Annotated in this window: 11 protein-coding genes; 8 read left to right on the top strand and 3 right to left on the bottom strand. The window is 57.4% G+C overall.

Annotated features, from left to right (window positions below):
• Positions 1 to 163 precede the first annotated feature (163 nt).
• The 8 genes from rfbA (at position 164) to KUW18_RS19855 (ending at position 11,922) form a co-directional block, all read left to right on the top strand.
• Positions 164 to 1,051, top strand: a complete 888-nt coding sequence (gene rfbA, locus KUW18_RS04415) for a glucose-1-phosphate thymidylyltransferase RfbA (protein ID WP_206943700.1) — start codon at positions 164 to 166, stop codon at positions 1,049 to 1,051.
• 31 nt (positions 1,052 to 1,082) lie between these two features.
• The gene (rfbC, locus tag KUW18_RS04410) at positions 1,083 to 1,625 is read left to right on the top strand and encodes a dTDP-4-dehydrorhamnose 3,5-epimerase (protein WP_206943701.1); all 543 of its coding nucleotides are present in this window, start codon (positions 1,083 to 1,085) and stop codon (positions 1,623 to 1,625) included.
• A gap of 23 nt (positions 1,626 to 1,648) precedes the next feature.
• Positions 1,649 to 4,564 (top strand): glycosyltransferase family 2 protein, encoded by a 2,916-nt coding sequence (locus KUW18_RS19860; RefSeq protein ID WP_222560889.1) that lies wholly within the window; start codon positions 1,649 to 1,651, stop codon positions 4,562 to 4,564.
• 57 nt (positions 4,565 to 4,621) lie between these two features.
• Positions 4,622 to 5,551, top strand: a complete 930-nt coding sequence (locus tag KUW18_RS04400; RefSeq protein ID WP_222560888.1) for a hypothetical protein — start codon at positions 4,622 to 4,624, stop codon at positions 5,549 to 5,551.
• A 1-nt stretch (position 5,552) separates the two neighbouring features.
• The gene (locus KUW18_RS04395; RefSeq protein WP_206943704.1) at positions 5,553 to 6,743 is read left to right on the top strand and encodes a glycosyltransferase family 2 protein; all 1,191 of its coding nucleotides are present in this window, start codon (positions 5,553 to 5,555) and stop codon (positions 6,741 to 6,743) included.
• Between the two features lie 91 nt (positions 6,744 to 6,834).
• Positions 6,835 to 7,878 carry a hypothetical protein gene (locus KUW18_RS04390; RefSeq protein WP_206943705.1) on the top strand — a complete coding sequence of 348 codons (1,044 nt, stop codon included), beginning with the start codon at positions 6,835 to 6,837 and terminating at the stop codon, positions 7,876 to 7,878.
• 1,251 nt (positions 7,879 to 9,129) lie between these two features.
• Entirely contained in the window at positions 9,130 to 10,725 is a 1,596-nt protein-coding gene (locus KUW18_RS04385; RefSeq protein ID WP_206943706.1) for a glycosyltransferase family 2 protein, read from the top strand.
• Positions 10,726 to 10,827: 102 nt separating this feature from the next.
• On the top strand, positions 10,828 to 11,922 hold the full coding sequence (locus KUW18_RS19855; protein ID WP_222560887.1) for a glycosyltransferase: 1,095 nt from the start codon (positions 10,828 to 10,830) through the stop codon (positions 11,920 to 11,922).
• A 418-nt stretch (positions 11,923 to 12,340) separates the two neighbouring features.
• Here the strand turns inward: KUW18_RS19855 and KUW18_RS04375 are convergent, their stop codons facing one another.
• From KUW18_RS04375 to KUW18_RS04365, 3 genes are read right to left on the bottom strand one after another with little or no spacing between them, the layout of a single operon-like run.
• Positions 12,341 to 13,648 carry an aminotransferase class I/II-fold pyridoxal phosphate-dependent enzyme gene (locus KUW18_RS04375; RefSeq protein ID WP_222560886.1) on the bottom strand — a complete coding sequence of 436 codons (1,308 nt, stop codon included), beginning with the start codon at positions 13,646 to 13,648 and terminating at the stop codon, positions 12,341 to 12,343.
• The gene (locus KUW18_RS04370) at positions 13,645 to 21,333 is read right to left on the bottom strand and encodes a type I polyketide synthase (protein ID WP_222560885.1); all 7,689 of its coding nucleotides are present in this window, start codon (positions 21,331 to 21,333) and stop codon (positions 13,645 to 13,647) included. Before KUW18_RS04370 ends, KUW18_RS04375 begins: the two co-directional genes overlap by 4 nt.
• A complete protein-coding gene (locus KUW18_RS04365; RefSeq protein WP_222560884.1) occupies positions 21,330 to 23,036 on the bottom strand; it encodes an LTA synthase family protein in 1,707 nt (568 codons plus the stop codon). The genes KUW18_RS04370 and KUW18_RS04365 overlap by 4 nt, the downstream gene beginning before the upstream one ends.
• Between the last annotated feature and the right edge of the window lie 19 nt (positions 23,037 to 23,055).

The following is a 23,055-nucleotide window of genomic DNA, read 5'->3' as shown; positions in this document are numbered from 1 at the left end:
TGTCGAAGTATAGTGTACTGCTTTCTTTGATATGTAATTTAGTCTCTCCCTCCGTCGCGCTTCTACCGTGTCCCGTATGTCGTCGACAACTCACTGAATATGATAGTCAACCCGCTTATAAAAATAGCGTGCCCAGTGGTCAGTATCCCCAGAGGTCTTCACCATGAATCGTAAGGGTATTATCCTTGCCGGAGGTTCCGGCACACGTCTACATCCCATCACCCACGGCGTGTCGAAGCAGCTGCTTCCGGTCTACGATAAGCCAATGATCTACTATCCACTATCCGTTCTGATGTTGGCGGGAATACGTGACATTCTTGTAATTTCCACGCCTGAGGATCTACCCGTATACCGTCAGCTATTGGGGAACGGTGAAAAATTCGGTGTTTCCCTTAACTATGCCATTCAGCCGAAACCCGAGGGGCTTGCCCAGGCGTTCATCATTGGCGAGGACTTTATCGGCAGTGATCCGGTCTGTTTAGTTTTGGGCGATAACATTTTTCACGGGCAACATTTCTCAGAGCAGCTGCTGAGGGCGTCGGATCAATGCCGTGGAGCTACTGTCTTTGGATATTTCGTTAAGGATCCCGAGAGATTTGGTGTCGTCGAGTTCGATCAAAACGGCCGTGCCATATCGATCGAGGAAAAACCGACACGTCCGAAGTCATCCTATGCAGTGACCGGTCTCTATTTTTACGACAATGATGTTGTCGATATTGCTAGAAGTGTGAAGCCTTCCGCCAGGGGAGAGCTGGAAATCACCTGTATCAATAATGAATATCTAGACCGTGGCCTACTTCACGTAGAACGCCTGGGAAGGGGCTTTGCGTGGCTCGACACCGGGACACATGACAGCCTTCTCGAGGCTGCTCAATACGTACAGACAGTAGAGCATCGCCAGGGACTGAAGATTGCGTGCCTGGAAGAAATTGCCTGGACTCAGGGATGGATTAGCGACGAATTTCTCTTATACCAGGCCGCAGGGTTAGCGAAAACGGGCTATGGAGTTTATTTAAAACAATTGGTGTCGTCCAAGGCAGTCGGGCTCTGACAGGCCGAGCATAGAGGAAAGGAATGGGTCGATGAACGCAGAGAATCTGGCAATACCCGATGTCATGCTAATGACCCCTCAGGTGTTTGGAGACGAGAGGGGATTCTTTATGGAGACATTTCGACAAGAGCGCTTTAATGAGCACTGTGGCGAGCAGATGTTTGTGCAGGATAATCATAGCCGGTCAGAGCAATATATCCTGAGGGGACTGCATTATCAGCTTAAACAACCACAAGGTAAGCTGGTGCGCGTCATCCGCGGTGAGGTGTTTGATGTAGCAGTAGATATGCGACGTAAGAGTGATACCTATGGGAAGTGGGTGGGCGCCTTTCTTAACGAGGATAACCGGAAAATGCTGTGGGTTCCTCCGGGCTTTGCTCATGGCTTTTATGTTACCAGTGATCAAGCAGAGTTTGTCTACAAATGCACCGATTACTATGCCCCAGGTGATGAAGTGTCGATTCGCTGGGATGACAAGACGCTAGCGATAGACTGGCCTTTGGGTGACGGTACTCCGCGTGTGTCTGAAAAGGACGCCAGGGGCTTGGCATTTATCGACGCCCCCGGCTACTAGATGATAGATAGGGAGAGGAAGTAGTGGATGATGAATCAGGGCAGGGGCAGGGGCAGGGGCAGGCCACCCCACAGTATAAAGACCTGACGAACCTGGCGCTGTCAGCACGATTACGGCGCATGCAGACTTCATTCAGCTGGCGCGCGACCAAGCCACTTCGCGATCTAGGTGGAATGTATCAGAAGTACGTCAGAAAGAGTAGTCGTGTTGATCTATTGCCTATACATGAGCTCCAACTCATCACAAAAGATAATAAAGTTGTATGGGTTTCTGTGGGAGAAGATCCACAGTTCCTGCTGACCCCACTAAACCCGGCTGTTCTAGGTCAAGGGGGCTGGTTTAATTTGGAGTATGATTTTTCGGCACGATTTCCCGTGGAGCAGTGCCTTTATTTGGACTACGGCGACGGCTTTCAACCTGACGTAGTGTGGACCCGCAACATCGTCAAGCAAGGCCGACAACGCCTAACACTATATATACCAAAAGGGTTACAAGGTCTTCGCCTAGATCCCATGACTCGGCCGGGTGAGTTTCGACTAGAGAATCCAGTACTAAGACGTGTTGATCCTCCTCAGCTGGACTGTCCGTGGTCAGGCATCGAGGGATTTCTCAAATGTTGTGAGGGCTGTGCGGTTACATTGGTAGAGGCTCAGCAGCTTGAGCGCTGTATGGAGGGAGAGTTTCATTGGCAATCTCATGGCACAGATCCCGCATTTACCGTACAACGCCGTAGTCATGACCCGCTCACTGAGGGATGGTGTCGAATAGAGTTCACTATTGCGGGGGAATATGAATACGAAGTCGCTAAAGTCTACATCGACTATGGCCAAGGCTTTACAGAAGAGGAATCCTTTCCGATACCATTTCAATCTGGGACCACAAATAGCAGGGTTCTACGGCTGACCGGCGATGTTGTGAATGTCCGTTTCGATCCATGGGAGCGTGAAGGGAAATTTCGCCTTGAGCGACTGTGTTTCGACAATATCACTGAGGAAGAGGCGCAGCAAGAGATTGCGTCAAGGCTTTCAAGTAAAAGGCTAGAGTATTCAGGTTTAAGTACATCCGATATTTGGGCAGGCTCCATGAATGCGGATGCTTTCGATGGGTATGGCGGTGCAATTTTACATGGATGTGATGAGGATCAGGAGTCACAGCTCCAGGCAGACGAAAGTCATGATATTGTCGTAGAACGGTTGTTATCAGATTATGCTGAGACGTTTGTCGATCGAGAGGCCGAGCTTTCGTATCGCAAGTGGATTTATGAGGTTGAGTCTGCATCACTTCCAAGTGATGAGAGTGTAAAGAGCTTTGTATCTGGTCAGGAAAATCCGATAGTAGTTTCTATACTGGTGCCGGTTTACAATACTGATGAGAAGCTGCTATCCAGATGTATTGAATCAGTTATCGCACAGTCCTATCCGTATTGGGAGTTATGCCTTGTTGATGATGCATCACCTTCTTCTCACGTCGCAAGAGTTCTCAAGTTTTACAATGAACGGGACAAGCGTATAAAGATACTTCTCCGGCAGGAGAATGGGCATATCTCCAGGACGACGAACGACGCACTTTCCCTTGCCACTGGGGAGTTTGTTGCGTTGCTGGATCATGATGATGAGCTTGCAAGAGATGCATTGTACTTTGTGGCCCGTGAATTACATGAGAACACTGATGCACTCATTGTTTACAGTGACGAAGACAAGATTGACTCTGCGGGAGTACGCTATGATCCCCACTTTAAGCCTGACTGGAATGTAGATCTTCTCTATTCGCAGAACTATATATCACATCTTGGTGTATATCGTCGTGAGTTACTGGAGAGGATTGGGGGATTCCGTACAGGAGTTGAAGGCTCTCAGGACTACGATCTTGTGTTGCGATGTTTGCCGCATACTTCCCCTCATCAAATTCTTCATATCCCTAGAGTTTTGTATCACTGGAGAGCTATTGAAGGCTCAACGGCTTTATCGCAGGGAGGAAAAGACTATACGACCTCCGCCGGTGTAAAAGCTCTCAAGGATTATTTTGCTGAGCTGGATGATCTTGGTGCAACGATAGAGCAAGGGATGGTAGCAAATACTTACCGCGTGTGTTGGCCTATTCCTCATCCCGCGCCGCTAGTCAGCCTTCTGATACCCACACGGGATAAGGTAGAGGTTACCGAGTTAGCGGTGCGAAGCATCCTAGATAAGACTCTATACACTAACTACGAAATCATCATCCTTGATAATGGTAGTGTTGAGCCCGCGACACACACTTTCTTCGAAGAGATTCAACGAGAAGATTCACGCGTCAGCGTCGTGCGTTACGACCATCCCTTCAACTACTCGGCTATTAATAACTTTGGTGTTACCTTGGCGAAAGGTAGTATTGTGGGTCTTATAAATAATGATGTCGAAGTTATTTCGCCGGAGTGGTTGGGTGAAATGGTATCTCACGTAAGCCGATCAGATGTCGGTTGTGTAGGCGCCAAGTTGTATTATAGTAATGATACTATCCAGCACGCAGGGGTTGTCGTTGGTATCGGCGGTGTTGCGGGTCACTCGCATAAGTATTTTCCCAAAGAGTCCGGCGGCTACTTCAGCCGGCTCAAGATTGTCCACTCCGTTACGGCGGTGACGGCTGCTTGTTTGCTAGTAAGAAAGGACATATATGAAGAAGTCGGTGGATTAAATGAAAACGAACTGAAGGTGGCGTTTAATGATGTCGACTTCTGTTTGAAAGTCCATGACGCAGGATATAGGAATATCTGGACACCTTATGCTGAGCTTTATCACCATGAGTCTATTAGCCGTGGTGCTGAGGATAATCCCGAAAAGATCGCTAGGTTCAATACCGAAATCGATTATATGAAGAACGCCTGGGGTCATATCATCGATCATGATCCCAACTATAACCCCTGTCTCACCAAAGTTCGCGAGGATTTCTCCATCGGTGGATGATAATACCAGTCTTAATATTGTGTGCTTGTCGACCTAATAACAGAGCGTGGAGAGATGATGGCCAAGAATGATGCCTTGATCAACAAGGGAATAGTCATAGTCGGAGAACCGGATTCTAGCAAGGTATCTCCTATTGTTGTAATCGGTACAGCACGCGGTGGAACATCAATGGTAGCGGGTGTGTTGTCCAGGCTCGGTGTGTACATGGGAGACCGTGCCAATCATCCGGTCTATGAGGACGTACGGCTGTCAGAAGCCTTTGAAAAGAAGCAGATTGCCAGATTTAAGCATATTGTCGAAGAGTATTCGATGAAACATACTCACTGGGGTTGGAAGCGACCTTCTATCATTGATCATCTATCAGAAGTCAATAGTCTGCTTTCTCCTAGTGCTCGATATATCTTTATTTATAAAGATATTCTCTCGATTGCTCAGCGGAATTCTATCTCTATGCTCGATGAAGTCACCCATGGGATGGAGCGAGCGTTAAAACAGTATCACAATACACTCACGCTGCTAGGTAGTGATTCCATCCATGCTATGCTGGTTTCTTACGATAAAGCAACTGCTTATCCCGAAGTCTTTCTCTCCATGCTTGAGAATTTTTGTTCGATTCAACCTACTCGCGAGCAGCGCGATGCTGCGCTTTCTTTCATCGATCCTGAGCCCGAGGACTATATCGAAGCAACCAGAATTACCAAGTCCGAGGGTAGGCTGATTGCCTTTGACGGGCAGCAGGTCAGTGGCTGGGCTCATTATGTACACAAGAGGCAGCATGCTGAAGTAGAAATTTTTATTGGCGAACGTTCGGTAGGTGTCGTTACTGCCAATGAGTCTGTTCGCGGCGGTGAAGGTCCTGATAATTTAGCATGTGGTTTCTCCTTCACCATACCCAAGAATGAGAAGATTTTGCCTGGTGATTGCGTCAGGGCTAGGGTAGTGAATGATGTTGTTGACCTGGTAAACTCGCCTATGAGGATGAGTTAGCATGGAGAAATTCTGTTTAGCGGGTATCGTGAAGGACGAGGCCGATTACATCATTGAATGGATAGCCTGGCATCAGTTAGCCGGGTTCAATAATATTATTTTGGCTGATAATTCTTCCACCGACGGTACAAGGTCGCTACTTGAGGCTCTTGAGACGATAGGTGTCGTCCGTGTTATATATCAACCTAGTGTTGCTGGCAATACCCAAGTACACGCCTATAATAAGGCGCTGGAGATCGCATTAGGTAGATATGAGTACGTGATGTTTCTTGATGCGGACGAATTCTTAGTCCACGAAAGCCAGAGGCATGGAGAAGAGCGGAGATTGCTCGAGGAGCTGGTTGCATCTGGCGATGTTGGTAGTATAAGTGTTAATTGGCGCTGTTTCGGTTCCGGTGGCCATGAAAGTAAGTCTCCAGAACCTGTTCTGAAACGTTTTACTCACTGCTCAGACAGTCCAGACTTTGCAGCAGATCGGCATGTAAAGAGCATGATTAAGGTCAATCATGTTCAGCAGGCAGGTATTCATACATCTTTGCTTATATCTGACCTCAGATATATTGATTGCGCTGGTGAGGATGTGTTGGATTTTTCGGATCGTCCTGATATTGGGGGAAAGCCTGATCCTCGAAGTGGTAAGACCGATTCTATTAGGCAGGGTCCGTTGCGGGTGCACCATTATGTGGTTAAGAGCAAGGAAGAGTACTTGCTTAAATGTCAGCGTGGGACTGCAACAAGGGCTGGAACTCCTTCTCGTGGAGATAAGTACTTTAACTATCATGATGTTAATGGGGCAAAGTTTCTATTTGAACCGGGGAAATTGAGCCGCCTTGAACGTGAAATGTCTGCTTTCAAGCAGCGGCTCAACAACGAGACGCCATTTGGTCGCTCCTTGACAGGCACAGTGGGAGTATCAAACGCCAAGAGTGTGATCGGTTGGATCACTGATGACACAGGGTATGCGAAAGATCTTTTTGTGAACATATTTGTCAATGGCGCGCATGTGGCTCGTGTTTCGGCTGACATGTTTCGTCCTGATCTACTACAGTCGGGTAAATCTGCTGACGGCTACTGCGGCTTTCGCTGGACCCATCCCTGCTTACTTGGGTGTGGAGATCGGGTTACCGTCGAACCTCATGCCAACATGTCGAAGCTGGCAGGCTGTAGTGACGTAGTTATTGGCGATGACTGAATATTTTATAAGGACGGTCAATACTGACAAATTCATGTTCATCGTTTTGATACTGATGATAGGCGGTATGACTATTTCCGGTTGCCGGTGAATGTCACGTTACCTCCTCAATGGCATAATGTGTGCTGTTTTACGCTGCATGAGAAAATACTTCGTATTCAGAGAGGTGGCTGTGAGCCCGTTATTTTTTATTCACATACCAAAGACGGCAGGGACTAGCTTTCGTTTAGGGATGCAGCAGGCTCTTGGTGAACAGTCAATTATATATGATTATGGTTCGCATTCGTTGACTACGCACCCACTAGTTCGTGAGTTTATTTATGAAGGACGTGAGGATGCGTGGCAGTTTTATCGGGGGTGTCTCGATATACAGGCTAAGGTTGTGGCTGGCCACGTTGAAGCCACCAAATACATTCCTGTCTTCGGGGCGACTCAGGCCTTGACGTTTCTTCGTGAGCCCCTCCAACGAGCCGCCTCTGAATACTGGCATTTTCAGCGACATGATCGGTATAAGGGATCCTTTTCTGAGTTCATTCGCTTGCATAGTTTTGTCAATCGACAGAAGACGATCCTTAACGGTGTAGATCCTGAAGCGTTGGGGGTTATCGGATTGACAGAGCGATATTCCGAAAGTCTTGAACTGATAAATACCCGCTACGATATAGATATCCCCCCTAAGGAGGCTAACCTTTCTAGTCGTCAGTTAGGAGCACGTCATGAGATTGAGCCCAAGGATGAGCGAGATTTCTATCAGATAAATGCGCAGGAGGTAGAACTCTATCAGCACTGTTGCAAACTATTCGACATGCGTATGGAACTTTACCGGCGTAACCTGCGCTATTCCCATTGTAAGATGACTTGTTGTAATACAGAGAGCGTATCAGGTTGGGCTTGGTGGGAGACGGACGCGGATGACCCCGTGGTGATTGATGTTTTGGTCAATGGCGAGCGAGCGGTTACGGTGCCTGCTATGCAGCCTTGTGATGACGTGCAGAACTGGTTAGCACCGAGAAGCGGTTGTGTAGGGTTCAAGGTGGCGATCAAGTTATCAGCGGGTGATGAAGTGCAGTGTCGAGTCGCAGATACCGGTCAATGTTTCCCCATCGAACCTTACCGAATAGCGGCACCACATTGACGTGGAGCATAAGACTATCTGCAGACTTGAGCACGCAGCATGAGTGAGGATAGTACGTCTTCGGTGGTGTTACGACTTCTTGAGCGAGCGAACTTTATCGTCCACCCTCAGCGGTATTGGCGGCCTTGGAGTGGTTTGGGAAAGCTCGGGAACGGTCGTCTCGACTGGCAATGGGAGGCTCTGGATGATGATCCCCAGTTTCTTCAGCGCAGGCACTTGCCCCTTCCCGGGTGGCATATGGTTGAACTCGACCTGGACCATGATCAGCGACACGCGCTAGTACGTCTGTATTTTGATACTGGTAGTGGCTTCAGTGAAGAGGAGTCACTCGTAGTGCCCTTGCGAAACGGGCGCATCAGTAAGCGTCTCGTGTATGTCAAAGGATGGCTGAAACGCCTACGCTTTGATCCTCTTGATTCGCCTGGTCGCTTTGCCGTCAGACATTTTCGTATCGTCTGGCTGACACCCTGGTTTGCCCATGATCGTCTGAGTCAGCGACTGGTGAACATGCATCATCGTTGGCGAAATGTCCCACGGGCAAGTGTGATACAAGGCTGTCGTCAGCGCGGCAGGTTGGAGCGGCGGCACTGGCGTGAATTGGCTTTGGCTGACTACGAAGAGACGTTTGAGTGGATGTGTTCGGGTCAAAGCTATCCCCAGTGGTTACGCGAACGTGGCTGGGAGGAGGCGTGGGAGCGTCTAGACGAGCAGGATACTAGCGTATCTTCTTGGCCTGTTGGGCCAGTGATTTCTCCTGTTCATCGTGTTGTGGCTCGGTCCGCCACGCTAATGGGTGAGGGCAACCTATATGACCTCGAAAGGGTAGATGGACGGGCGGAAAGACGGGATGAAGAGACGGTCAGGCAGCAAGATGCCCATCCTCCACTGCCAGCGCGTGAGGCGGTAAAGGCTGGAGAGGTCATCTATCGCCAGAATTGGCGGACGACCAGCCGACAGGCCGATTTTGGGGAAATTCGCGCCGGTACCGAGGGGCTCCGTGGCTCCCGCGCACGTGATCGTTCAAGAACCCGTCAGTCGAAAAGGAAGGCGGGGGGGGCGCGATCTCGCGATGACAGTCGCAGTCGACAGCGGGTGATGCTGGAGCACAAGAGATCGTTTGGGCGTATGGATGTTCAGGGGGAGTCGCGGTTGGTCCGTTCACAGGCCGGCCCCAGGTTCTCCGCTCGGGACGTGCCTGGTGCGGCCCAGGCAGCCGACGCCCATAGAGTCTGTCACCCTACGACACCGCAGGTGTCGATTCTGGTTCCCGTCCACGACCCCGTGCCGGCTCATCTGCGTCAATGCCTTGAATCGGTACTGGGGCAGGACAGCCCCCATTGGCAGCTGTGCCTGGTAGATGATGCTTCCCAGGACCCTCAGGTGATTGCCCTGCTTGAAGAGTTTGCTGCAAGGGACAACAGAATCGAGCTCGCACGCCTCGAGCAGCATGGGCACGTATGCGCAGCCAGCAACAAGGCGCTATCCATGGCCAAGGGGCAGTACATCGCCTTGTTAGACCATGATGACATGCTATCGCCGTGCGCCTTGAGCTATGTGCTTGAGGCTACCAGCCTGTTTCCCGCGCCACTGCTCATGTATAGCGATGAAGACAAGATCGACTCCCGTGGCTATCGCTGCGAACCACACTTCAAACCAGGATATAACCCAGACCTGCTGTTGGCACAGAACTACATCGCTCACTTGTGTGTGTTTGATATCGAACTGGTACGTCAACTTGGGGGCTTCCGCCCTGGCTTCGAGGGTAGCCAGGATCATGATCTTGCGTTGAGGGTGTGTGCTGCGGCGGATCCTGATCGCGTCGTCCATATCCCACGCGTGCTTTATCACTGGCGTGCTTCTCCCGGCTCTACGGCCTTGTGCAGCGACGCCAAGCAGTACGCCTTCGATGCCGGACTGCGCGCCGTGGCAGACCATTTGCAACAGGCCCGCAGCGGGGCTGAGGTAGAACCAGGGCCGTTGCCCCATACCTACCGAGTTCGCTGGCCGTTGCCTGACCCTCTACCATTGGTCAGCCTGCTGGTTCCCACCAAGGATCGTATCGATCTGTTGGCGCCCTGCGTTGAAGCGATTCTCTCGCGCACCCGTTATCCGCACTTCGAACTGCTGATTCTCGATAATGACACTCGCTGTCCAGAAACGCTGGCATACCTCAAAACCGTCGCTGAGGCGGATAAGCGTGTCAGAGTAGTGGCGTGGAACCACCCGTTCAATTATTCGGGAATCAATAACTTTGGCGCCCGCCATGCTCGGGGCGAGTTGCTCGGTCTACTCAATAACGATATCGAGCCGATCAACGAAGATTGGCTAGATGAGATGGTACGTCACGCGGTGAGGCCAGATATCGGCTGTGTCGGTGCCAAGCTCTACTATCCCAACGACACGATCCAGCATGCGGGCGTTGTACTTGGCATAGGGGGAGTGGCTGGGCATGCCCACAAGTATTTCAGTCGTCACGCTAACGGTTACTTTTCGCGGTTGATGCTGGCTCAGAACTATTCTGCGGTGACGGGGGCCTGCCTGCTCGTTCGAAAGTCGCTGTTTGATCAGGTAGGCGGACTGGATGAGCGCCACTTGCCTATCGCCTTCAATGATGTCGACTTTTGTTTGCGAGTCCGCGCTGCCGGTTATCGCAATGTATGGACGCCGTATGCCGAGCTGTACCACCACGAGTCTGAGTCTCGTGGTGCCGATGACAACGCCAGCAAGCGGGCCAGAGCCAGTGGTGAGGTGCTGTATATGCGCAGCACCTGGAAAGAGCAGCTCGATCATGACCCCGCCTATAACCCCAACCTGACCCTGGTTCATGAAGACTTCTCTTTACGCTGATAGTGGCCGTATCGGGGCGCTGGGCGATGTCAGGCGAGACACTGGGCACGTTGGCTGTCGTGGCATTTCCTGCTGGAGCTTTTCTGGGGGGGAACCCAGCGTGTGAAAGCTGATGATCTGAAAGGCGCAGTCGGGCGGCGCCATGCAACGGGAAGCCTGAGCGCCGCCCGAGCAAGATGGCTATTGCTTAGCGATGGTGCGCTGCCCACTGAGGATATCTACTTTATGGCGACGGCGGCGCCCGGGTTGCGCAAGGCCGGCGCCAACGTGACTCGATTGAATACTCGACGATGGGTGACCCCCAGACTATGTTGGCCTTGGCTCGGGCGCCTGTTGTCCGGGGCACAGGTCATTGTCTGCAGAAGTCTGCCTCGCCCCTGGCTTGAGCTGCTCGAGTCGCAGCGTGGCCTTTTGGCGAGTCTGCATTATCTGCTGGACGATGACATCGGGGCAGCCGCGGAGGATGCCAGCCTACCGCCGCCCTATCGCGAGCGTATGGCCTTGCTGTCCCGCTATTGCGTGCCACGGCTATTGGCCCTGGCTGATGAAGTCGTGGTGGCAAGTGAACGGTTGGCCCGTCGTCTCAGTAGCCACCACGGGACGGTGACGGTGTTGACGCCGGCTCTAGGCTCATTGCCTGGCGCGGCGACTCCGCTGCCGGGTGACGGGCAGTGGCGGCTGGGATATCACGGTACCCGAGCCCACCGAGAGGACCTTGCAAAGATCAGCCCAGCCCTCGTCAATGTCTTGTCGTCGTTTGACAGCGCCTCGCTGGAGGTGGCGATGGGGGCATTTACCCCTGAACCGCTGCGCGACCATAAGCAGGTCATGATCCTTGCCCCCATGGGATGGCATGCCTATCGGCGACGGCTCGGCCAGACGCGCCTGCACGTAGGGCTTGCTCCGCTGTGGCCATCAGCCTTTAACAGCGCCAAGTCACACCTCAAGTTTCTCGAGATTGCTCGCATGGGAGGGGTCGGTGTCTACAGCCGCCGTTCGCCATATCAAGAGATCGTCGATGATGGCGTGGATGGTGTGCTGGTAGATGATGATGGTCTCGCCTGGCAGGAAGCCCTGGAGCGGTTGCTGACGTCCCCTGAACAGATGCAGGTCATGGCTAGGCGTGCCTTGGAAAAGGCCGCGGATATAGGTAACCCGGCGAGGCACGAAGCCTTTTGGCGCGAGCGACAATGCTAGGAAAGTGTTTGCAATACTCAAGGCTTGCCTGACTAGGGCTTGTACGAAAAGTGCCTGCGCTTGGTGATACGGCGTTAAAAATCGGCTGGTACGCCAGCCCGGTCAAAATGCTCATTTACACCTCGTAAACTGCGCTTTCTCACCAATTTTTGCCTTGTCTAACCTTCGCTCGTCGACTTTTCGGACAAAGCCTAGGAAGCTCACTTCAATCTCTCTTCTCTCTTCTCTCTTCTCTCTTCTCTCTTTTTCCCTCCCCTCGCTTTCTCCCCCTTTCTTCTCTCTCCTCTACTGCTTCTCCCTACGTTGATGGTTCCCCATTCACGCTGTTGCTGCTCACAGGCTTGGGTGGCTTCTTTGTTGGATCATTTTGGTTTTCCGTTGCTGGGACAAAGGTCAGGATCCTTCAATCACTACCATTTCATGACGATGTCGCCATCAATCCACCCAGCGTTTGCAGGGTGACGTCGATCTGCTCGTGTGTATGTTCGCTACTGACGAAGAAGCGCAGGCGAGCGCTTCGCTCTGGCACGGCGGGATAGAGAATTGGCTGGACATTGATGCCAGCCTCCAGCAGTCGGTGAGAGAGCTGGGTAGCCTTGGCCGAATCTCCCAGAATAACTGGAATGATGGCATGGCCTTGGCAATGTCCTGTCTCCAGTCCTAGCGCTCTGCAACCTGCCAGTAGACGCTGAGCGTTGTGCTGCAGGGCGATGACGCGCCACGGCTCCTGCTCAAGAAGCTCAAGCGCGCGAATCGCTGGGGCCCCGAGCTGTGGCGCCAGGCCAACACTGTAAAGGAATCCTGGCGCCAGATAGCGCAGGGTGTCAATCAGCGGTTGGCAGCCGGCAATGTAACCACCGCTCGATGCCAGTGCCTTGCTGAGCGTGCCCATCCAGATATCGACCTCGGCGGCAGGTACGTCGCAATGCTGGTACAGCCCTTTTCCGGTCGCTCCCAACACCCCTAGTGAGTGCGCTTCATCCACCATGAGCCAGCACTGATGGTGACGCTTGACGGCAATGAATCGGGTTAGGTCCGGCGTATCACCATCCATCCCGTAGAGCCCTTCGATCACCACCAGTACCCGCTCGAAACGTTGGCGGTGGCGTCGAAGCAGCTGATCCAGGGCGTCGGGATCATTGTGAGGAAAGCTCATGCGCGTGGCCCCGGATAGCTTGGCGCCGACGAGCACGCTGTTATGGATCAGGCTATCGTGAACGATGAGATCGCGTGGCCCGACCAACATGGCAATGGTGGACACATTAGTCGCGTGGCCACTGACGAAGACCAGGGCATCGTCGCTCTGATAGTGCTGGGCCAGCGCGCTCTCCAGTTTTTGGTGGAACGGCCGTTCGCCGGCCACGATGCGACTGGCGGAAACGGAGGTCCCATAGCGTTCGATAGCGTGACGCGTCGCGGCGATGACCCTGGAGTCTCCTGCCAGTCCCAGGTAGTCATAGCTGGCAAAGTTGATGACATCGCGGCCCTGTAGCTGACTAATGGCCCCCGCTCTGGCGTCATGACAGCGGAAGAAGGGGCTGGCGACACCTGCCCCGCTGGCGAGTGAGCGCATCATGCTGATCTGGCGGTAACCTTCCAGCGTGCTGAAGTCGGTGAGGTCTGGGTGGGCATCCTGGCGGCCAGGCCGCTCGCTGTGGCTCGCATCCTGCCGCCTGGCCTGATCGAGCCATTGTCCCTTGAATGCCTTGCGTTCGTCAGGCGTCATGACCCCTCCTTCTCGGCCTCCGCGCTGGCACCGTGACGGTGGGCCAGGTGGGTCTGCTCGTCGTGTACCGTGTCGGATGGGCCCATCGCCTGTTCGCAGATCAGGTTGACGGTGCGCTTGAGCGTTGCAGCGTCTGCCAGGGCCATGGGAGACAGTGTTACACCCAGCTGGTGATCGATAGCCGTCACCAGCTCGACCCCCATTAGGGAGTCGAACCCCAGTTCAGAGAGACGCTTGTGGCCGTCGATCCGCTCCGGCTCGAGCATCAGGATGCTGGCGAGCTGCTGACGTACCACGCTTTCCACGATCTCCACCCTCTCGTTTTCGTCCAGGGTCGCCAGGTCGATGTGGGGGAGAGGCGCTTCCGAGCTATCCGTTCGTTGCCACTGCTGGCGCAGGTCGTCAAAGCGGCGCTGGGCGGGCAAGCCATCGACGGGGCCAATCACCGCGCCGACCACGATATCCTCGTTGATGGCCTGTTGCAGATGGTCCAGCGCCTGGCTGGCACGCAGCTGACTGCCTCCCATGCGCTTGGCCAGTGACTGTTGAAGGGAGGGATGGCGCGCGAGAAAGCCGGTGTCCTCGATGATGCCCCAGCTCAGGCAGGTAGCGGGCAGGCCCGCCCGACGTCGTCTCACGGCAAGGGCTTCCAGCGCCGTATTGGCGGCAACGTAGGCGGACTGCCCAGGGCTGCCGAAAACGGTGGTGGCGGAGGCATACAGTACGAACAGCTGCAGTGGGCAGTCGCGGGTCAGGTGATCCAAATGCAGTGCCCCCAGCAGCTTGGCTCCTAGCGTTGTCTCCAGGTGGGAGCGCTCCAGATGGTGCACCAAGGCGTCATCGATGGCGGCCGCCGCATGGATGACCCCTCGTAGGGGAGGGCGCTGCTGTTGCGGGTCCTTGATCAGCGCCGCGAGCGCTGTGCCATCGGCAAGGTCCACGTAGGGAGTCTCCACGGTAATGCCCTGGCGATGCCAGCGATCGACTGCCGCCTTGGCTTCGGCGCTGCTGGCGCCTGATCGAGTTAACAGCATCAGGTGGCGGGCACCGCAGTCCACCAGTCGCTGGGCAGTCACCAGCCCCAGCCCCGATAGCCCTCCGGTGATCAGGTAGCAGCCGGCTGCATCGAGCCAAGGTTCTCCAGAACTGACCTCATCCTCTGCCAGTGAGCCCGGCTCGTGGTCGCTGTGCTCAACGCCTGTCCTGATCACGTGAGAGGCGGGAGCGGTGGCGACAGCGCTGTCCGGTAGCTCGCTCTGGTGGGCCGTGTCAGGGGCGGTCACGATGATCTTGCCGATATGTGCGGCCTTCTGCATGTGGCGAAAAGCATCGACCACGCGATCTGCAGTGAAGACGGTACATGGCAAGGCGTGAAAAGCACCCGAATGGAAGCCTTCCATCAGTTGCCCCAACAGCTTTCCGGCGAGAGCGGGTCGATGGGACAACAGCTGGTCGGAGTCGATGCCGAAGTAGCTCAGATTTTGGCGAAAGGGTCTCAGCCCCATCGGCGTATCCTGGTAGAAGTCGCGTTTGCCGAGTTCCAGGAAGCGACCGAACGGCGCCAGCACCCGCAGGCTTTGGTGAATCGCCTCGCCAGACAGGGAGTTGAGCACCACATCGACGCCATCACCTTGAGTATCGTCGAGGATCTGTTCAGCGAAATGCAGGTTGCGCGAATCGTACAGGTGGTTGACGCCAAGCAGGCTCAGCATATCGCGCTTCGCCGGGCTGCCTACCGTCGCAAAGACCACTGCTCCCTTCCACTGGGCGATCTGTATAGCAGCAAGGCCGACGCCTCCGGCGGCTCCATGGATCAGTATTCGCTCGCCCGGAGAGAGCCGAGCCAGATGTTCCAGCGCGTAGAACGCGGTCAGAAAGGCGGTGGGTACTTCGGCGGCAGCGATGGGGTCGACACCAGGAGGAATTCGCGTCAACGCGCTAGCACCGGTGACCAGGCGGGAGGAGAAAGCGTTTGAGCCGAGCCCCATGACGAGGTCTCCCGACGCCAGTCCCTCGACACCGCGGCCCGCGGCTTCAACGATACCTGAGAACTCAAGCCCCAGGCCTGCGCCCGAGAACCCTTGTTCCAGGGCCTCGTCGCTCAGCATGCCGAGGGCATACATGACATCGCGGAAATTCAGTCCCGTGGCCAGCACCTTGACCCTGACCTGATCGGCGTCGAGGGCATCAGGCGCATGGCCGCTGGTGAGCGCTGGTTGCCAGGTCAGTCGTGATAGCTGTCCCGGATGGCTGATGGCCAGGCGCTGGTCGTTCGCGCCGGTCGTCACAGGCGCGGACACTGGCCTGTCGCAAGCCGGGGGGAGCTCTGGCCATCGGCGCACGCGAACCGCGTAGCGATCTCCCTGGGCAGTGATCACGGTTTCCTCTTCGCCATCGTCCTGCTCAAGTGCCCGGCCAAGCGTCTGCAGCGCCTCATCGGTCAGGACAATATCAACGGCGCGACAGCGAACCTTCGGCCGTTCATTTGCCAGGCTGCGCCACAGTCCCCAGGCGGCGGCCTGCTCAATCTCATCAGCCGCCGTGCACCACATCGCGTCCGCCGACCTTGGCGTGGCGCCGTTCAGCAACGGTGCCAGCTGGCAGGTGACCAGCGTCATGGCTGCGACCTCAGGCAATCGAGCGAGCTGGCTAAGCTGTTCCAACCGATCGAGACAGCGACGGTGGGTATCGAGGGGGAGGCTTGGCTCTTGCTGCGCACTGGTGGCTGTAGCGCCAGTGGCTGGAGCAGGCGCAAGAGGCGCTGGGTGATCGCCTGTGGCCAGGCCGCGCAGGTCGACGAGATGAATGCGTGCGCGCTCGTCACTGGTCAGATGTTCAAGCTCAGCCGCCAGCTCACTACCCATTAGGCAACGTGGCATCAGGCAGTGTGCGTGGCTTGCTCCTTCCTCTTCTCCTTCCTCCTCGCCTTTCCCTTCTCCTTGCCCTAGCTGCAGCAGCAGACGCTGCGCTGCTTGCTGGCTACGCTGATCGGTGATGAGCCAGAGTGCCGGTGAGGAGTTGGCAGCGGCCTCGGCCATGTTGGGCTCTGTCAGTACGGCGTGAATGATCGCCGGTTGATGAGCACCCGTACGTGAGGGTGGGCTGAGAATGTCAAAGCCATGGTCGATGAGATACCGACATATGGCGTCGTGTCGGGCCGGACGAGCGGTTGGGTACAGTGCACCCAGGGCTTGCCACCAGCGGGTGGGAGGGGGCACCAGGATGATCAGCTGTCCCTGTTCGGCCAGACGGGCCCTGGCCTGATCGATGGCCTTCAAGCTGGCATCGAGATCGAGGGGCGTGGTGACCACCCAAGCCAGTTGAGCCGGAGGCCCGGCCGTGGATGTCGCCAACGATATGGCGCTGTTGGCGTCGATCAGGCGTTGGGCGCGCTGGCGCGAAAGCTCGTCCGAGACGCAGATCTGCAGCGTGATGCGGCTAGGCTGAAGCACCGGCAGCAGTGCCTCCGCCAGGCGTGGGGCCGCCATCCCCGCCTCCACCAGGCGTACAGGCTGAGACGAGGGAAGCTCCTGGTGCAGCGTGTCGACCAGCCCACGGACCTGCCGATGCAGTACCTCCCATAGAGCGTCATCCATCAGACTGGCCGCGGCAGGCTGGAGCTGTTCCAGAGTCAGGTCGTCGATGACCTGGTGCGTCCCGGCCAGCAGCGACGGCAGGTGCTGGCCAAGGCGTCCAAGCGGGCCTAGCAACGCCAGTTGCTGAGGATATTCCGCCAGCAGTAGCCGCCACAGCGCGACGGGCGCAGGTTGCCCATCTTCGCTAGCCGCGGTGGTCGAAAGCTGCGCTTTGTCCTGACAAAGGGGCTCTGGCGAGTCACCCCCTGAGACGGGGCGTGTGGTCGGGAGCAAGGCTTCGAGCCGGTGTGCCACGCTGTCTTCTGCGATACCGACGCTTTGCTCTGTCCTGGGCTCGCTGGCTGCAGCCTGGCCGGCGGCCTGTGCAAGCCAGCGATCGCAGAGGTGATTCAGCAGCACGCTGAGTTCCTCCAGCACAAGTCCGTGGGGGCCGTTGATCAGCTCCTCGAGCTGAGCGGCTAGACGGCTGCCGTGCTGACCGATCGGATGCGGCGAGAGTGGCGCGGGGACCAGGGTCGACGTCAGTCGTTCCACACTGCCTGTGTCGTTAGAAGAGACTCCTCGTGGCAAGGGCGTGGCGGCAAAACGCACCGCCTCAAGGGCGGCAACACAGCCACCGGCGTTGTAGAGCCATAGGTCGGCGGTGAACGAATGGGGGGAGCGCCGACGTATGACGGCTCTGGCCAGTGTCGGCTGGCCTGAGCCGCGACGAAACTGAAGTCGCGACAGTCGCACGGGTAGATAGCCACGTTTCTGGGGTTCTCCCAGCAAGGGAAGACACAGCTGCAGGGCGCCGTCGAGTAGACCGGGAGGCAACTCCCAGTTGGTGTCGTCCTCTACCATGGCCAGCGTGGCCACGGCCTCCTCACCTTGACACCAGATATGCTCGAGGCAGCGATAGTCACCGTGGTAGTCCAGTCCCATGGTCTGGGTGAGCTCGGTATGCTGCTCGCCGCTAAGCTGGGAAGGGGAGTCGGGTAGCTCGGGAGTTGGCTCCTGCAGCGTGCGCCCCAGGCAGCTTGGTGCCAGGCGTGCCGTCAGTTGTGGCGTCCACCGATCTGCCTCGTCGAGTCCTCGGGTCTGCAGGCTGACACGACGCTGGGCATCCACTTCCAGCCGGGTCAGACGTCCCAATGGGTCCTCCAGTACCAGCGGTGCGAGGATCTCCAGGTCGTTGATCTCGAGACAGGCGGAATCCTCGAGTGCGGCAGCGGCGGCCAGCACCATCTCGACCTGAGCCGCGGCAGCGAGTACCGGCGTGCCACCGACGCAGTGGTCTGCAAGCGATGGCAGCGTGGCAGTGCTCAGGCGTTGATGCCACACGGCCAGCGTAGGATCCGGGCGGTAGCCCAGCAGCACATGCTCTTCTCGAGCGATCAGCGAGTGGTCGCCCCAGCCGCTTGGACGGGGCCAGTGGTGGCGACGTTGCCAGGGGTAGGGTGGCAGCTCCACGGGGGCATGGCGTCGATCAAACCAGGCGGCGAAGCTGCCCTGCACGCCACTGAGCCACAGCCTAGCGGAGGCTTCTTCGAGCGTCGCCGAGGCATCTTTGGTGCGCGCCAGGGTAGTGACATGCAGGACCGGTTGACCATGCAGCCGGTACTGGGCCTCGATATAGCGTTTCAACAGCGGATGCCCACCAACTTCCAGCAGCACCGAGTCGCCGCGCTCCACTAGAACATCGAGGACCTCGCGAAACCTTACCGGGGCGCGCAGATTACGCCACCAGTAGCCAGCATCCAGCGGAGCGTCGATCAGCGTTCCGCTGACACTCGAGATCATCGGCAACTGGGGTGGGGTAGGGGCCAGGTCCCCCAGTGCATCCCGCAGCGAGGGTTCCAGTTCGTCCAGTAAGGCACTGTGAAACGGATAGTCCAGCGGCAGGCGAAGATGACGAATACCGGCGGCGGCAAGCTCATGTTCCAGCTCCGTCAGCGCTGCCAGTGGTCCTGCCAGGGTGATATTGCCGTGGCTATTGTCCCCCGCCAGATCAAGGGCAGCAAAGCGAGGCTGTTCCAACCAGGGCGCTATATCGTCCAACTGACAGGCGATGGCCGTCATGCCGCCCCGGTAGCGAAGCAGACTCTGCAGGCGACTGCGCTGGAATACCACCTCTACCGCATCGCTGAGTGACAGGGCACCACAGGCCCAGGCCGCGGCCACTTCGCCTACGCTGTGGCCGGTCACCGCCGTCGGTACTATGCCCGCCGCACGCAGCCATTCGGTCACGCCAACCTGTAGCGCAAAGAGAGCCGGCTGTGCCACCAGGGTGTCGTTCAGCAGCTCAGCATCGACGCCTTCCGCCAGCAAGGTGAACAGCGAAAACCCACCGCGGGGTGCAAAGCAGTCACTGACCTTGGCGATGGCGTCCCGGAAGACGCCACTGCTGGTAAAAAGCTCTCGCCCCATGCCTAGCCATTGGCAGCCGTTGCCAGTGTAGACAAAGACGGGCCCGCGGGGGGCCGCGAGACGCGGCTGCCGCCACACCACTGGCGGCTGGCCGGCAGCGCTGTGCGCTGCATCGGAGGAGTCGTCGCCCCCTGATGCTGGCGTAGCCGCCAGCTGGCGCAGCGCCCTCATGGCCTGCTCGTGATCACTGGCCAACGCGATGGCCTGGTGGCTTAGCCGTTCACGATGCTGGGTGAGGGTCCAGGCTAGCGCCTCCAGCGCTGGTTGATGGTGCTCAAGGTGGTCGGCAAGCTGAGCGGCCCGCGCCGCCAGGGCCGGCTCGTCATGGGCGGACAGTACCAGCGGCCAGCGCTGTGCGTTGGGCACTGGATGGGTTGCCACGGTAACCTGGGTAGGCGCTGTCTGGCGCGGTGGTGAGGTCAGCACGACGTGGGCGTTGGCGCCGCCAAAGCCGAAGCTGTTGATGCCGATGGTCAGCGGGCCACTGGCAGCCAGCGTTCGGGTATGACGAACGACCTCCAGATTGTGGTCATCCAGGCGCAAGGCAGGATTCAAGCGTTCAATGCCGATCGTGGCCGGAACCCGACGGGCGCTCAGGCAGCCCAGGGCCTTGTAGAGCCCGGCCATGCCCGCGGCGGTCTCGGCATGACCGATGTTGCTCTTGATCGAGCCGATAGGCAGGGGCATTGAGCGATGCCTGCCGAGTGCTTCACCGATGGCGGACACCTCGATGGGGTCGCCCACCGGTGTTCCGGTGCCATGCGCTTCCAGGTAGTCGAGCTGGGCCGGCGCGATTCCGGCGCGTGCATAGACCTCGGTCAACAGACGCGACTGGGCGTCGGCGCTCGGCACCGTAAGTGCGCTCTTGTGGCCATCGGTATTGACGCCGGTCGCCGCCACCTCTGCCAGGATCGAATCGCCGTCGGCCAGCGCCCGGTCGAGCGCCTTGAGCACGACGACCCCGGCGCCTTCCGCGCGCGCATAGCCGTCCGCCTCGTCACTGAAGACGCGGCAACGGCCGCGTGGGGACAGCATGCCCGCACGCGAGAAGGCGATGAAACCGAAGGGATGGAGATGCAGACAGACTCCGCCGGCCAAGGCGGTGTCGCACTCACCGCTGCGAATGGCCTGGCACGCCTGGTGAAACGCCACCAGTGATGACGAACAGGCGGTGTCGATGGCCATGCTGGGGCCCGTGACGTCCAGCAGGTAAGACAGCCGATTGGCGGCGATGCTGAAGGTATTGCCGGTAGCGGACAGGCTGTCCAGTGACGCCAGGTCACCGGCGTGCCGATAGGCGAAGTCGGGGCTGGAAATCCCCACGTAAACCCCGCAGCGCGTTCCTCTCAGTGTCGATACCGGAATAGCGGCATGCTCGAGGGCTTCCCAGGTCAATTCCAGCAGCACACGCTGCTGCGGGTCCATGGTGGCAGCCTCTCTGGGGGAAATGCCGAAGAAGTCGGCATCAAAGCCGCTGATGTCCCCGAGCGACCCGGCGGCCATGCTGACGCTGGTCCCCAGCGAGCCTCGCTGCGGATGATAGAAACGACGAGCATCCCAGCGCGAGGGATGCACCTGCGTGACCAGGTCTCGCCCGGCCAGCAGGCTCTGCCATAGAGACTCGCCGGGCTGTTGTGGAAAGCGGACTGCGTTTCCGATAATGGCGACACGCCGGGTCATGGCGACTCCTTCTGCCGACGTACGCGGCCAGACACGTTGGGAGAAATGCCGTGCGAGAAGTGCGGCGATGCGGGCGATCGTCGTTCGGCATCTTGATATGCCAGGGCCGAGGCGGCATCCAGCACGCCATCGGCCAGCTCGGTGAGCTCCGTCACCGGTGGCTGTGGGTCAATACTGGCGCCCTGGGGGCTCCATAGCAGAAAGGGTGTTTTGCCATCTGGATCGCCGAGCCAGTCATAGCTGGCGCTCAAGATAGGCACGTGATCACCGTAGGCACAGAGCAGTCCCGGGCGCGACTGGCCTGTCAGTGCCTCGGCGAGGTGGCCGATCATGGTGTCGATGTTCGCCAGATGGTGCAGATAGATGTCCAGCTCGTGACTTACCTTGTCCGGACGCCGGGCGTCTGGAGTCAGCCAACGTAGCGGCGATGGCATAGGTTCGAGCAGAAAGGGCCCATGACTTTCCATGGTGATCACCAACACCATCAATGGCCGGGGATCTGGATCCTGGAGCGCCCGTTCGACACGCTCAGCCAGTACTGCATCGGCCACGTAGGGGCCGTCGCGACGCTCGTGCCGGAAGCTGTCGAGATCTTCAAAGACATCAAAGCCTAGCCTCGGCATCACCTTGTCCCGCTGATAGAAGCTGGCCGGATAGGGGTGAAGCACCAGGGTCCGGTAGCCGAGTTGGGAGCAGGCGCTGGCCAGGCTGGGGACCTGTTGGCGAGCCAGCTGGTGGTAAGGATTGAAGCGATGCATGCCGAGGGCGTCAGCGCTCAGCCCACAGAGAAAGGCGGTCTCGCTGCGCACGGTATTGGCGCCCCAGGCGGGCACGCTAAGGCGCCCATGGGCCAAGGCGCTGGCGCAAAGGTGGTCCCAGTGGGAGAGCACCTCAGCAGGCACCCGCGAATACCAGGGACGAGGGTCGAACAGCGACTCCCCCTGGACGATGACCAGGTGAGGCAGGTTGTCCACCGAGGGCCTGAAGGGGGGCGTGTGCTGAGACAGCGGGATCGATGGCTGGTTGAAGTGCATCCGTCGAGGTTGGCGCAATGAGATGGGGGCGCGAGAGACATCGATCGGTGTGTCTGGATAGCGCGCGAAGGCCCAGAAGCCTGCCCATAGCCCCAGTCTGCGGTGATGGGCAACAGGATCCAGGCTGGCCCCTGGCAAACGCGTCAGGCCCAGCGCCAGAGCTGCTGACGGCGCCAGGGCCAGGAAAAGCCACCACAGCACGCTCTGCTGAGGGCCAAGCATGGACACCAGGCTGGGCTCCAGCCACCAGAACGCCGCGATGGCCAAGAGGCCTGCCAGGGTCGCTGATATGGCCAGCGTGATGCCGAAGAAGGGCAAATACAGTCGCGGATGACGCACCGCGTCCAGGAAGTACTCGAAATCCTGCAGCAGGAAGGGTTCCTTCAGGCTCTGCCATTTGGCCTGGTGGCTGCGATGCACGACCCACTGCAGGGTAAGGGTGATAACCATGGCCAGCATGCCGCGCTGTACCAAGGCCAGCCAGAGCAAATAGACAAGACCCCATGAGCCCATGTGGACCAGCCAGGCGGACGCAGGGCGTTGGCGCCATGGCGCGCGTTCATCGGAAGCCTCGAGGGCGAGGCTGAGCAGCGTGCCGAGGGGAAGACCAAGCAGCCCCAGGCACAGTGCTGTTCTCGCTATCTGTGTATCCAGCCCGGAGGTCATCATGACAGGACATCCTGGCCGA

Source organism: Halomonas sp. DP5Y7-2 (assembly GCF_019802025.1).
GTDB classification, from domain to species: domain Bacteria; phylum Pseudomonadota; class Gammaproteobacteria; order Pseudomonadales; family Halomonadaceae; genus Halomonas; species Halomonas litopenaei_A.
The sequence above is the reverse complement of the archived record's forward strand: the minus strand, read 5'-3'. Positions and strand labels throughout refer to the sequence as shown.